10 protein-coding genes and 1 pseudogene are annotated in these 12,130 nt (G+C 73.1%); 3 read left to right on the top strand and 8 right to left on the bottom strand.

Annotation, left to right across the window (positions count from 1 at the left end):
* Positions 1 to 2,322: pseudogene (locus ACGFSC_RS23005) on the bottom strand (hypothetical protein); the annotation flags it as partial.
* Between the two features lie 509 nt (positions 2,323 to 2,831).
* Positions 2,832 to 3,272 carry a methylmalonyl-CoA epimerase gene (gene mce, locus ACGFSC_RS23010; protein ID WP_316526247.1) on the bottom strand — a complete coding sequence of 147 codons (441 nt, stop codon included), beginning with the start codon at positions 3,270 to 3,272 and terminating at the stop codon, positions 2,832 to 2,834.
* Between the two features lie 251 nt (positions 3,273 to 3,523).
* Here mce and ACGFSC_RS23015 point away from each other — a divergent pair, with 251 nt between their 5' ends.
* Complete coding sequence (locus ACGFSC_RS23015; protein ID WP_359899921.1) at positions 3,524 to 4,717, top strand: acetyl-CoA C-acetyltransferase; 1,194 nt, start codon at positions 3,524 to 3,526, stop codon at positions 4,715 to 4,717.
* Between the two features lie 86 nt (positions 4,718 to 4,803).
* Positions 4,804 to 5,760, top strand: coding sequence for a methylmalonyl Co-A mutase-associated GTPase MeaB (meaB, locus tag ACGFSC_RS23020; protein ID WP_359899919.1), 957 nt, complete (start codon positions 4,804 to 4,806; stop codon positions 5,758 to 5,760).
* 59 nt (positions 5,761 to 5,819) lie between these two features.
* Here meaB and ACGFSC_RS23025 read toward each other — a convergent pair whose 3' ends face one another.
* From ACGFSC_RS23025 to ACGFSC_RS23045, 5 genes are all read right to left on the bottom strand, one after another.
* On the bottom strand, positions 5,820 to 6,335 hold the full coding sequence (locus ACGFSC_RS23025; protein WP_359899917.1) for a MarR family transcriptional regulator: 516 nt from the start codon (positions 6,333 to 6,335) through the stop codon (positions 5,820 to 5,822).
* A gap of 40 nt (positions 6,336 to 6,375) precedes the next feature.
* Positions 6,376 to 7,185, bottom strand: a complete 810-nt coding sequence (locus ACGFSC_RS23030; RefSeq protein WP_359900022.1) for an AIM24 family protein — start codon at positions 7,183 to 7,185, stop codon at positions 6,376 to 6,378.
* Positions 7,186 to 7,427: 242 nt separating this feature from the next.
* Entirely contained in the window at positions 7,428 to 8,078 is a 651-nt protein-coding gene (locus ACGFSC_RS23035) for an AIM24 family protein (protein ID WP_359899915.1), read from the bottom strand.
* Entirely contained in the window at positions 8,078 to 8,716 is a 639-nt protein-coding gene (locus ACGFSC_RS23040; protein ID WP_359899913.1) for an AIM24 family protein, read from the bottom strand. Before ACGFSC_RS23040 ends, ACGFSC_RS23035 begins: the two co-directional genes overlap by 1 nt.
* 103 nt (positions 8,717 to 8,819) lie before the next feature.
* Entirely contained in the window at positions 8,820 to 9,617 is a 798-nt protein-coding gene (locus ACGFSC_RS23045) for a DUF2127 domain-containing protein (RefSeq protein WP_359899911.1), read from the bottom strand.
* Between the two features lie 266 nt (positions 9,618 to 9,883).
* Here ACGFSC_RS23045 and ACGFSC_RS23050 point away from each other — a divergent pair, with 266 nt between their 5' ends.
* Complete coding sequence (locus tag ACGFSC_RS23050) at positions 9,884 to 10,195, top strand: DUF3817 domain-containing protein (protein ID WP_380348672.1); 312 nt, start codon at positions 9,884 to 9,886, stop codon at positions 10,193 to 10,195.
* Positions 10,196 to 10,346: 151 nt separating this feature from the next.
* Here the strand turns inward: ACGFSC_RS23050 and ACGFSC_RS23055 are convergent, their stop codons facing one another.
* The gene (locus ACGFSC_RS23055) at positions 10,347 to 11,972 is read right to left on the bottom strand and encodes a M4 family metallopeptidase (protein ID WP_359899909.1); all 1,626 of its coding nucleotides are present in this window, start codon (positions 11,970 to 11,972) and stop codon (positions 10,347 to 10,349) included.
* Positions 11,973 to 12,130: the final 158 nt, after the last annotated feature.

The raw sequence follows: 12,130 nt of genomic DNA on the forward strand, positions 1-12,130 counted from the left end.
CAGGGCCCGCAGTTCCGCGGCGGCCTGCTCGGCCTGTTCGCGGGCGGCCTCGGCGGCGTCCAGGTGCTCGGAGGTCTCCTCGCGCTCGCGCCGCAGCCCCTCGGCCGCCTCCTCCCGCTCGCGCCGGCTCTCCTCGCGCAGCGCGTCGGCGGCGGCCTCGGCCTCGGCCCGGGCCCGGGCGGCCTCGGTGTCGGCCTCCGTGCGCACCCGCTCGGCGTCGGCCACCGCGGCGTCCCGGACGGAGGCCGCCTCGGCCTGCGCCTCGGTGGTCAGGGCCTGTGCCGCGGCCGTCGCCCCGGCGCGCACCTGCTGGTCGAACTCGGTTGCCTCGCGGCGGAGTTCGGCGGTCTCGCGCTCGGCCGCGGCCCGGTTCTCGGCGGCCGCGGCCTTGGCGGCGGCGAGCGCGTCCTGGCCCTGCTGCTCGGCCGCCTCGGTGATCTTCCCGGCCTCGGCGCGGGCCCGGGTCAGGGTCTGCTCGGCCCGGCCCTGGGTCTCGGCGGCCTGCTCCTGGGCCTGCTCGCGCAGCCGCTCGATCTCCCCGGCGGCACCCGCGCGCAGCTCGTCCGCGTCGGCCTTGGCCTTGCTGAGCAGCTCCTCGGCGTTCTTCGCCGACTCCTCGATCTGGACCACGGCCTGGCGGCGGGCCTCGCCGCGCACCCGGTCGGCCTCGGCGGCGGCCTGGGCGCGCAGCTCCTCGGCCTCGGCCCGCAGCCGGGCCGCCTCGTCCTGCATCTGCTCGATCCGCTCGCGGATCGCGGCGGCGTCGTCCAGAGCGGCGTTCTGGGCCTGCTCGACGGCGGCCTGGGCCTGCTCGCGCAGCCGCTGCGCCTCGGCGGCGGCCTCCGCGCGGATCCGCTCGGCCTCGGCAGCGGCCTCGCCGCGGGCGTTCTCGGCGTCCTGGTCGGCCCGGCCGAGCACCTCCTCGGCGGTCTTGGCGGCCTTGGCGAGGTGGACGGTGGCGTCCTTGGCGCCGGCCGCCCGGCCCGCCTCCTCGGCCTCGCCGCGCAGCCGCTGGGCGTCGGCCTCGGCCTGGGCCCGCAGCTCGGCGACGTCCCGTTCGGCCTGGGCCCGCAGTTCGGCGATCGCCGCCTCGGCCTCGGCCTTCAGCTCGGTGGCCACCGACTCGGCGGTGGCGCGCAGCCGCTCGCTCTCCTCCGCCGCGGCGGCCTTGGCGGCGTCGGCCTCGGCCTGCTTGGTGGCGGCCTCGTCGCGGACGGCCTCGGCCTCGGCGCGGATCGCCGAGGCCTCCTTGGTGGCCTGGGCGACCATCCGGGCCACCTCGGCCCGGGCGGTCTGCGAGCGCTGCTCGTTCGCGGCCTCGCCGTCGGCGACCCTGCGTTCGGCGGCGGCCTCGGCGTCGGCCTGGAGCTGTTCGGCGGCCTGCTCGGCCTGGGCGCGCAGCTCGGTGACCTCGTAGCGGGTGCGCTCCGCCTCGGCGATCACCTCGGCGCGCAGCCGCTCTATCTCGGCCTTGGCCGCGGCGAGCTGCTGCTCGGCCCGGGCCTGCTCGGCGGCGGCCTGCGCCTTGAGCCGGCCGATCTCGGCCTGGGCGCCGGCCAGCTGGCCCTCGGCGGCGGCGTGTGCGGCGGCCAGCTGCTGCTGGGCCTCGCCCCGGGCGGCGTCCACGTCGGCGGCGGCCTGGGCGCCGGCCTGCTGGGCCTGCTCGGAGGCGGCGCGCAGCAGGCGCTCGGCGTCGTTCTGGGCCCGCTGCAGGGCGGCCTCGGCGGCGGCCTGGGCCTCACCGCGGGCGGCGTCCACGTCGGCGGCGGTCCGGGCGCGGGCGTGATCGGAGAGGGCGACGGCCTCCGCACGGGCGGCGGCGACCATCCGCTCGGCCTCGGCGCGGGCCTCCTGGAGCAGCCGCTGGGCCTCCTGCTCGGAGCCGGCCCGGGTCTGCTCGGCCCAGCCGTTGACGTGCTGCTCGGCGGAGCGGCGCAGTTCGGTGAGCTCGTCCTCCAGCTGGCGGCGGCGAGCGGCCAGGTCGGCCTCCAGCCGGGCGGTGCGCTCGGCGGCCTCGGCCATGATCCGCTGGGTGGCGGCCTGGGAGTCGCGCAGCTGGCGCTCGGCGTCGGCGCGCAGCTGCTGGGCCTGCATCTCGGCGGTGCGGAGCATCTGCTCGGCCTGGCCGGAGACGGCGTCGAAGGCGCGCGGCTGGGCGAGCATGCGGCGGGACTCGTGCAGTTTCGCCCGCAGTACCTCCACCTGGTAGGCGAGGTCCTCGGCATGCTCGACTGCCTTGTCCCGCTCCTTCCGAGTCCGACCCATCTCGGCCTCGAACTGGGAGAGGTGATCGTCAGCCTCGTAGCGGTCGTTGCCCCGCACTCCGCGGTCCCATCCATCTCCTGGTCGCGTCCTCGACCGGGCCGGGGCCGGGCTCCGGTATCCCGGGCGCCGGTCCGACTGGTCCTTGCATCCGCAGCCGGTGGACGGCTCCCCGCCATGTCGGGGCCGCCCGCCGCGGTCGTCGGAGTCCGGGGCGCGGGAGCGCGGGGATGCCGCGTTCCCCCGTCCGAGTGGACTCCTGGGCGAACTCTTGCCTTGTGGAGAATGGTGACAGATCCGTCTTGCGACTGTTCAGCCGTGCCCGCGTAATGGACTCCCCTTGCGACGGGCCGACCACCGGAGGGCGGACGGGCCTGTCTTCGGCCGTGCCCGTCGCCTCCGTCCCCCGGAGCCGTCGCGCACCTGGGCATTGTAGTGGGAGCGCACTGCGGGGGAATGGCCGCAGGGGTGTTTTCCGGCTCTTCCCGCCAGGTTACTGACGGGTCATGACCGACGGGCCGTCGGTCGCCGCCGGGGCGGGGCCCGCCCCGGGGCCGGCCGGGAGGGGATCAGTGCTCGTCGTGGCCCTGCTGCGCGGAGGTCACCAGCTCGGTCAGGACGCCCCCGCAGTCCTTGGGGTGGAGGAAGGTGATCCGCGACCCCATCGAGCCGATCCGCGGCTGGTCGTAGAGGACCCGGACGCCCTTGTCCCGGATGGCCTCGGAGTCGCCGTCCACGTCGGCGGTGCCGAAGGCGATGTGGTGCACGCCCTCGCCGTTCTTCTCCAGCCACTTGGCCACGGTGGAGTCGGGCCGGGTGGGCTCCAGCAGCTGGAGGTAGGAGGCGCCGCCGTCGTCGGTGCCGTTGATCCTGAGCATGGCCTCGCGGACGCCCTGCTCCTCGTTGACCTCGGAGTGGAAGACCTCGAAGCCGTAGGTGGCGCGGTAGAACTCGACCGTCTTGTCGAGGTCTCGGCAGGCGATGCCGATGTGGTCGATGCGGGTCAGCACGACGGCCTCCGGGGTGGGGAAGGGCGGTGGGAAAGGTGCATCAAGTGCAGCGCATGGCCCGCGCCGTACGCCAGTACCGGGCGTGCGAGCCTGCTCACACGGCGGGCGGTTCACCCGGAGCGGGTCGGCACGGTGTTGACTGGAGGGTGCCAGTGCGCTCGATCACACCGTCGCTCCGGTGACGGGCGGGTAACAGGTCAGTACATTGAGCGCATCCTCACCTGGCCACGACGTGCGAAGGGGCCCGTCCCATGACCAACACCACCTCTGTGATCGTTGCCGGTGCGCGGACCCCGATGGGCCGCCTGCTGGGCTCCCTCAAGGGCTTCTCCGGCGCCGACCTCGGCGGCGTCGCGATCAAGGCCGCTCTGGAGCGGGCCGGGATCACCGGCGAGCAGGTCCAGTACGTGATCATGGGCCAGGTGCTCCAGGCCGGCGCGGGCCAGATCCCGGCCCGCCAGGCCGCCGTCAAGGCCGGCATCCCGATGAACGTCCCGGCGCTGACCATCAACAAGGTCTGCCTCTCCGGCCTCGACGCCATCGCGCTGGCCGACCAGCTGATCCGCGCCGGGGAGTTCGACATCGTGGTGGCCGGCGGCCAGGAGTCGATGACCAACGCCCCGCACCTGCTGCCGAAGTCCCGCGAGGGCTTCAAGTACGGCGCGATCGCGATGCTCGACGCGATGGCCCACGACGGCCTCACCGACGCCTACGAGAACATCCCGATGGGCGAGTCCACCGAGAAGCACAACACCCGCCTGGGCATCCCGCGCGAGGTGCAGGACGAGATCGCCGCCGCCTCCCACCAGCGGGCCGCCAAGGCGCAGGCCGACGGGGTCTTCGACGCCGAGATCACCCCGGTCGCCATCCCGCAGCGCAAGGGCGAGCCGGTGCTGTTCAGCCAGGACGAGGGCATCCGCGCGGACACCACCGTCGAGGGCCTGGCCAAGCTGCGCCCGGCCTTCGCCAAGGACGGCACGATCACCGCCGGCACCTCCTCGCAGATCTCCGACGGCGCCGCCGCCGTGGTCGTGATGAGCAAGGCCAAGGCCGAGGAGCTGGGCCTGACCTGGATCGCCGAGATCGGCGCCCACGGCAACGTGGCCGGCCCGGACAACTCGCTCCAGTCGCAGCCGTCCAACGCGATCAAGCACGCGCTGGCCAAGGAGGGCCTGGAGGTCGCCGACCTCGACCTGATCGAGATCAACGAGGCCTTCGCGGCCGTCGCCCACCAGTCCATGAAGGACCTGGGCGTCTCCTCCGACATCGTCAACGTCAACGGCGGCGCCATCGCGCTCGGCCACCCGATCGGGATGTCCGGCGCCCGCGTGGTGCTGACCCTGGCGCTGGAGCTGCAGCGCCGCGGCGGCGGGGTCGGCGCGGCCGCGCTGTGCGGTGGCGGCGGCCAGGGCGACGCGCTGATCGTGCGCGTCCCGAAGGCCTGACCGGCCGATCGCTCCAGGGCTGCGGACCGCGAGTGGCGGTCCGCAGCCCCTTTCGGCATTCGACGGCATTGCGCTAGGAGCTCCTGATGATCGATGTCGCCACGCTGGTCGAGCAGGCCCGGGAGGGCCGGCCGCGGGCGGTCGCCCGGCTGATCACGCTGGTCGAGAACGCCGCGCCGCAGCTGCGGGAGGCGATGGCCGCGCTCGCGCCGCACACCGGGCGGGCGTACACGGTGGGCCTGACCGGCTCGCCGGGGGTCGGCAAGTCCACCTCCACCTCGGCGCTGGTCTCCGCCTACCGGCGGCTCGGCAAGCGGGTCGGGGTGCTGGCCGTCGACCCGTCCTCGCCGTTCTCCGGCGGCGCGCTGCTGGGCGACCGGGTCCGGATGCAGGACCACGCCACCGACCCGGAGGTGTTCATCCGCTCGATGGCCACCCGCGGCCACCTCGGCGGGCTCTCCTGGGCGGCGCCGCAGGCGCTGCGGGTGCTGGACGCGGCCGGCTGCGAGGTGATCCTGGTGGAGACCGTCGGGGTGGGCCAGTCCGAGGTCGAGGTCGCCGCCCAGGCCGACACCACCGTGGTGCTGCTGGCCCCCGGGATGGGTGACGGCATCCAGGCCGCCAAGGCCGGGATCCTGGAGATCGGCGACGTCTTCGTGGTCAACAAGGCCGACCGGGACGGCGCCGACGCCACCGCCCGGGAGCTCAACCACATGCTGGGCCTCGGCGAGGCCCGGGAGCCGGGGGACTGGCGTCCGCCGATCGTCAAGACCGTCGCGGCCCGCGGCGAGGGCGTGGACGAGGTGGTCGAGGCGCTGGAGAAGCACCGGGCCTGGCTGGAGGAGCACGGCGAGCTCGCCGCGCGGCGCCGCCGCCGGGCCGCCGAGGAGATCGAGGCGATCGCCCTGGCCGAACTGCGCGCCCGGATCGGCGACCTGCGCGGGGACCGGCGGCTGGCCGTCCTGGCCGAACGGGTGGCCGAGGGCGCGCTGGACCCGTACGGCGCGGCCGACGAACTGGTCGCCGGCCTGACCGCGAGCTGAGACGCGGTCCGCCCCGCCGCGACGGTGGTCGTGGCGGGGCGGGGTGGTGCGGGGCGGCGCTACGGCTTGCCGCGCAGGCCGCGGAGGTGTTCGGCGATGGGGGCGAGGGCCTGGTACATGTCGTCGAGCTGCTCCGGGGTGAAGCGGTCGATGAAGTGGGCGCGGACGCTGCGCACGTGGTCCGGGGCGACCCGCTGCATGGTCTCCCAGCCGTGTTCGGTGAGGTGGGCGTAGAGGCCGCGGCGGTCGCCGGGGCACTCCTGGCGCAGGACCAGGCCGGCGTTCTCCATCCGGGTGATCTGGTGGGAGAGACGGCTCTTCGACTGGAGGGTGGCGGTCGCGAGGTCGGTCATCCGCATCCGGCGGTCCGGCGCCTCCGAGAGCACCACCAGGATCTCGTAGTCGTTGATCGCGAGGTTGTGCGGCTGGAGTTCGCGGCTGAGCTGGTAGTCCAGCAGCTTGGCGACCTCCAGATGGGCGCGCCACATCCGCTGCTCCCTGGCGGTCAGCCAGGGAGTCTCCTCCTCGGGCTGCGGCGGAGGGGTGTCCGCAGTGTCGATCGTGTGCGTATCCATGCTCCCCAGCATAGCCGATTTAGTTCAATCTTGTACAAGTTTACAGACCGAAACGTCGGCCGAGGTCGCCCAGGTTACCGAGCCCGGGGATGTTGGGATTCCCGCCGCCGTGCCCGGCCGTGCCCGGCTGGGACGGCACGCCGCCCATCGGCACGCCCGCCTCGGCACCGACCGCGCCGACCGACCGCTCGGCCAGGAGTTTTTCACTCGATTGCAGCAGCACCTGGCCGGCGCCGATGAACTCGAACTGGTGCTCCTCGCCGGAGGCCCCGCCGAAGCCGGTCAGCCGGCGCAGGCCGCCGATCAGCCCGTGCATGTAGTCGTGGTCGTAGTGGTGGCACGGCGCCGGGCAGTCCGCCCAGCCGACCAGCGCCTGCGGGTCGACCCGGATCGGCGGCTCGACGAAGTGCACCGGCCCGTTGGAGGCGGCGACGAAGCGGCCGGTGCCGATCAGGGTCAGGAAGCCCGGGATGATCGACTGCTTGAGCCGCAGCGTCGGGTCGAAGGCCAGCAGGTTGCCGGAGCGGACGGTCAGGTTGCCCTCGTCCAGGTCGTACGAGTTGAGGTCGAACGCCCGGTCGGCCAGCAGCAGCTTGCCCCGGCCCTCGGCGACCACCCAGTCCGCCGCGTGCATCGGCGAGTTGAAGTGCTGCCCGAGCATCCGGTCGATCGCCCCGGCGCCGACGCCCTTGAAGGTGATGTCGCCGTAGTAGGCGACCATCTTGCCCTTCTGGAGGAAGTACGAGCCGTTCAGGTCGACCGAGAAGGCGTACGGGTTGACGTTGTCGCCGGCCGGCAGGCTGTGGGCGTCCCACACCACCGGTCCGGTGCCGCCGTGGCCGGTCGGCAGCGGGGCCACCGGTCCGCCGAACTGCTCCTGGGCGTACGGCTGTTGCTGCTGGTGCGGCTGCTGGTACGGCGGCGGGGCCTGCTGGCCGTACGGCTGCTGCGGCGGCGGGGGGTAGCCGCCGGGCGGGGGCGGCGGGTAGCCCTGCGACGGGCCGTAGTTCGGCGGGGGCGGCGGGACCGCGAAGCCGGGCTGGGTCGGCTGGTTGTGCGGGGAGCCGTACGGGGGCTGCGGCGGGTGGGACATCAGAGCTTCTCCTCGCTCGCCTGGACGTACACCGCGCCCTGCCCGGACAGTTCCAGCTGGAACGCCTCGCCCGAGCCGCGGCCGATCATGTCGCGCCAGCCCAGCGCCGTGGACAGCTTGTTGCGCACGTCGCCGCGGTGCGCCACGTACGCCTGGGGGTCGACGTGCACCGACTGGCCGGGGACGATCGGCAGCTCGAAGACGCCGCCGTGGGCCATCACCGCGACCGCGCCCTGGCCCTCCAGCTTGGTGGTGAACAGGCCCTGCCCGGTGACCTGGCCGCGGACCATGCCCATCACCCCGCCCTGCGAGCCCATGAACATGGTGGACTGCCGCAGCGTGCCCTCGAAGGCGAGCAGCCGGTCCGCCTCGACGTAGAGGGTGTCGCCGAACAGGTCGATCACGTGGACGTGGTGGCCGCCGTGGCCGAACATCACCCGGCCCTGGCCCTCGACGGTCATCAGCGGGGTGTCCTCGTTGGCCACCCGGCGGCCGATCATTGACATCACGCCGCCCTGCCCGCCGGTGATGTTCGGCGTGAAGCGGACGTCGCCGCTGTACGCGAGCATCGCGCCGCGCTGGCTGAACAGCCGCTGCCCGGGTAGGACCTGGGCCTCGACCATCTTGCCGTTGATCTTCGTGAAGCCCATCAGACGTCGCCCCCGATGGTGACCTTCTCGGAGGGCTGGACGTACACCAGGCCCTCGCCGGTGAACTCGATCTGGACGGCCTCGCCGCCGCCCTCGCCGATGATCGTCGTCCAGCCCGCGCCCGACTTCAGGCTGCGCTGCAGGGTGCCGGTGTGCGCGACGTACGCGCCCGGGTCCACCCGCAGCGGCATGCTCTTGTCGACCCGCAGGATGACGGCCGGCCCGTTGGAGGTGACCGCCGCCCAGCCGTGGCCCTCCACCTTGGTGGTGAACAGGCCGTTGCCGGAGGACATGCCGTTGAGCCCGGTGAAGCTGGTGCCGGTGTGCAGGGTCGACTCGGTGCAGAGCAGGTTGTCCGATTCGACGTACAGCGTCTCGCCGTTCAGCCGGACCAGATTGATCTCGGTGGCCTTGTCGGCGAAGTAGCAGGTGCCCTGTCCCTTCACCTCCATGACCGTCATCTTCTCGCCGGTCAGCCGGCGGGTGACCATGCCGCGCAGGCCGTCCCCGCCGCCGGTCAGTTTCTTGAAGGCCATCTGCCCGGTGTAGGCGACCATCGAACCGTTTCGCGCCTTGACGGCGTCCCCGCCCAATTCGACGGCGAGCACGCGCGATCCCTGGAGTCTGAACTGTGCCACGGCCGCAATCTAGCCGCTGCGGCCGTGGTCCGGGGAGGGTGCGCGGGCCAACTGGTACCGGCCTGCGACAAACGCGCCGGTCAGGCCGGGGCGCGCGCCCCGCTCAGGCTCGGGCGTGCGCCCCCTGTCCGGGGCGCGGAACGGTGCCGGCCGCCTGCTCGACCTCCAGCAGCGAGGCCGAGTGGCGCTCCGCCTCGAAGGCCACCACGCCGCCGCGCAGTCCGAACAGGCGCTTGGAGAGCATGATCCAGAGGACCGCCGCGATGTTCAGCACCAGGGTGCAGACCTTGAGCGCGCTGACGTGGTGGCTCAGCTCGTAGCCCTCCAGGGGGAGGAAGGCCGCGGTGGCGACCACCGTCAGGTACTCGGCCCAGCGCTTGTTCAGCCACAGGCCGACCGCTTCGACGATCTCGATCACCGCGTAGGCGATCAGGGCGCCCGCGACGATCAGCAGGGTGCTCTTCTTGAAGTCGAAGGTCTTGCGGATGGTCTCGACGATCGGGGCGTGTTCGAGGTCCCAGTGGAAGTGGTCGGTGACCGGCCTGAAGACCGTGAGGTTCTCGTCGAACACCCGGTGCACCGCGTCCTGGCTGTTGGAGAACTTCCACACGGCCCAGGCGACGACGATGATCAGCAGCCCGCGCAGCACCCGTTCGACGGCCAGGAAGCGCAGGATGAACAGGTCCCGCAGCGCCTTGCCGCGCGGCACCAGCGGCGCGTCCTCGGCCGGGCCGGAGCCGTGCGGGTCGCCCAGCGCGAAGTCGCCGCAGCGCAGGCAGCGCCAGGCGTCGCCGAGGGCGGTGGAGGCGTGCAGCCGGGAGGCCAGTTCGGGTTCCGTCGGCGCGTAGGTGGTGTGACCGCGCCTGGCGCAGGTCCTGCGGTCCCAGTCGAGCTTGAGCATGTGGCGACTACCCCCGTGTGCGATGCGTCGGCGCCCGGATCGGTGGGCGCGCGGGCAGCAGGATAGGGGTTCCCGGTGACGGGCGGTCGCGCCCGGAGGCGTTCCGGCACACAGCTGTGACAGGGCGGGCGGGCGCTGTGAGATCGGGCACGGTGGCCACCCCCGGCCGGGGGTCCGTACGTGTGCTCGGCGATAATGGCCGGAATGCTTGTGAGTTGCTTCACAAGCGCGCCCGCGCCGCCGACCCCCGTATTGAGGTATCCATCGTGAACAGCAGCGCCGTCCACCGCCTGCGCCTGGTCTCCGGCCCCGAAGGGGTCTCCTTCATCCTGCTGCTGATCTGCTCGGTGCTGAAGCGGACCACCTCGTTCGACGCCGTCCCGGTGATGGGCATGGTCCACGGCGTCCTGTTCATCCTCTACGCGGTCTTCTGGATCCAGGCCTGGCAGGCGCAGAAGTGGGACGCCAAGCGCGGCGTCCTGATGTTCGTGCTCGCGGTGCTGCCCACCGGCGGCTTCTTCGCCGAGCGGATGCTCGCCCGCGAGGAGCGGGGCGAGCCGAAGCCCGCCACCGCCTGAGCCCCGGCGTCATCGTGGACGGTCGACAGGCTGCCGCGGCCTCCTCTCCCAAAGGGCCGCGGCAGCCTGTCGCCGCTTCTTACCGGGGGTGGCTCGGGCCGGTCCTGCCGGCGGTTCGCGCCGGGGCCGGTCGGGGCGTGCCGGGCACGCCCTAGTTGACGTTCACCGCGCTCCAGGCCGCGGCGACCGTGTTGTACTCGGTGCTGCTCGCGCCGTACAGGTCGGTGGCGGCCTTCAGGGTCGCGGTGCGGGCGGCCTTGTAGTTGGTGGTGGAGGTCATGTAGACGGTCAGGGCGCGGTACCAGATCGCGGCCGCCTTGGTCCGGCCGATGCCGGTCACCGTCGAGCCGTTGGACGTCGGGCTGTTGTAGCTGACCCCGTTGATGACCTTCGCCCCGCTGCCCTCGGCGAGCAGGAAGAAGAAGTGGTTGGCGACGCCCGAGGAGTAGTGGACGTCCTTGTTGCCGACGGTGGAGGACCAGTTGTCGGCCGAGGCGCCGTCCTTGGAGGGCTTGTCCATGTAGCGCAGCGGGGTGCCGTTGCCGTTGATGTTGAGCTTCTCGCCGATGAGGTAGTCCGGCGGGTCGGCCGGGAGGTTGGCGGACCACTCGACCATGGTGCCGAAGATGTCCGAGGTGGCCTCGTTGAGGCCGCCGGACTCGCCGGAGTAGATCAGGCCGGCGGTGGCGGAGGTGACGCCGTGGCTCATCTCGTGGCCGGAGACGTCGATGGCGGTCAGCGGGTGGGTGTTGCTCGCGCCGTCGCCGTAGGTCATGCAGAAGCAGGAGTCGTCCCAGAACGCGTTGACGTAGTTGGTGCTGTAGTGGACGCGGCTCGCGGCGCCGACGCCGTTGTTCTTGATGCCGTTGCGGCCGAAGGTGTTCTTGTAGTAGTCCCAGGTCGCCGCGGCGCCGTACTGGGCGTCGACCGCGGCGGACTCGCGGTTGGAGGGCGTGCCGTTGCCGAAGCTGTTGGTGGTGTTGCTGAAGAGCGTTCCGCTGCCCGAGGTGCCGCCCTTCAGGTCGGTGGTGGACTGGTTGCCCCGGGAGGCGTCCTTGAGCTGGTAGTTCGAACCGCTCTGGGTGGTGGTCAGCGTGACGGTGCCGACGTTGACGCCCTTGCCGGTGCCGGTGGCGGTCTGCACCTTCTCGTCGCTGGCGAGCACCTGGCCGGTGGCGGCGTCGGTGATCACTTCCTGGCGGCTCGGGGTGCCGTCCGAGCGCTGGCCCGAGACCACCGTGCGGTGGGCCAGGCGCGGGGTGCCGTCGGCGGCCCAGACGATCAGCTCGGGAGCGCCGGCGCCGTCGACCCGGCTGAGCGCCGCCTCGTCCGCGTCGGCGGTGATGCCGACGGTCGCCCGCACCGCGGCGGTGGCCGCCTCGGCGGCCTGCGGCGCGGCGAGGCCCGGGGTGAGGCTGGGCACCGACAGCCGGCCGGCGAAGGCCTGGTCGACGGACTTCACCGAGCCGTCGGCCTTCTGGTGGACGACCAGGTCGCCGCCGATGACCGGCAGGCCCGCGTAGGTCCGGTCGTACCGCAGGTGGCGGGTGCCGTCCTTGTCCACCACGACGTCCTTGGGCACCAGCTTCTCCTGGCCGCCGAGGGCGAGGGCCTGGGCGACCGGGGCGCTCTGCCCGGAGGCCAGCGCCAGCAGCGCGGACTGCTGCTGGGCCGGCGAGGGGGCGGCGGCCTGGGCGGGGGCGGCGGCGATCTGGATGACGCCGGCCAGCAGGGCGGTGGCGGAGAGTACGGCTCCGACAGTCAGCTTTCGCTTCACGTGCGGGGGTTCCTTCCACGAGACCCGCGGGTGCGTGCGGGTGCGCCGCGTACCGGGGCGCCGGGGTTGGCGCCTTGGGGCGGTAGGGCGCGGACGTGCCGGTCCCGTGCGGTTCCTGACGCTCCGCCGGGTGTGGGTGGGGGCGGCGGAGGGTCGGA

This window comes from Kitasatospora sp. NPDC048715 (assembly GCF_043198905.1).
Classification (GTDB): Bacteria; Actinomycetota; Actinomycetes; order Streptomycetales; family Streptomycetaceae; genus Kitasatospora; species Kitasatospora lactacystinica.

Bases quoted from the DNA above. Each gene is read 5' to 3' on its own strand.
- ACGFSC_RS23015 (WP_359899921.1), top strand. From the start codon at position 3,524: ATGACCAACACCACCTCTGTGATCGTTGCCGGTGCGCGGACCCCGATG.
- meaB (WP_359899919.1), top strand. From the start codon at position 4,804: ATGATCGATGTCGCCACGCTGGTCGAGCAGGCCCGGGAGGGCCGGCCG.
- ACGFSC_RS23025 (WP_359899917.1), bottom strand. From the start codon at position 6,335: ATGGATACGCACACGATCGACACTGCGGACACCCCTCCGCCGCAGCCC.
- ACGFSC_RS23035 (WP_359899915.1), bottom strand. From the start codon at position 8,078: ATGGGCTTCACGAAGATCAACGGCAAGATGGTCGAGGCCCAGGTCCTA.
- ACGFSC_RS23045 (WP_359899911.1), bottom strand. From the start codon at position 9,617: ATGCTCAAGCTCGACTGGGACCGCAGGACCTGCGCCAGGCGCGGTCAC.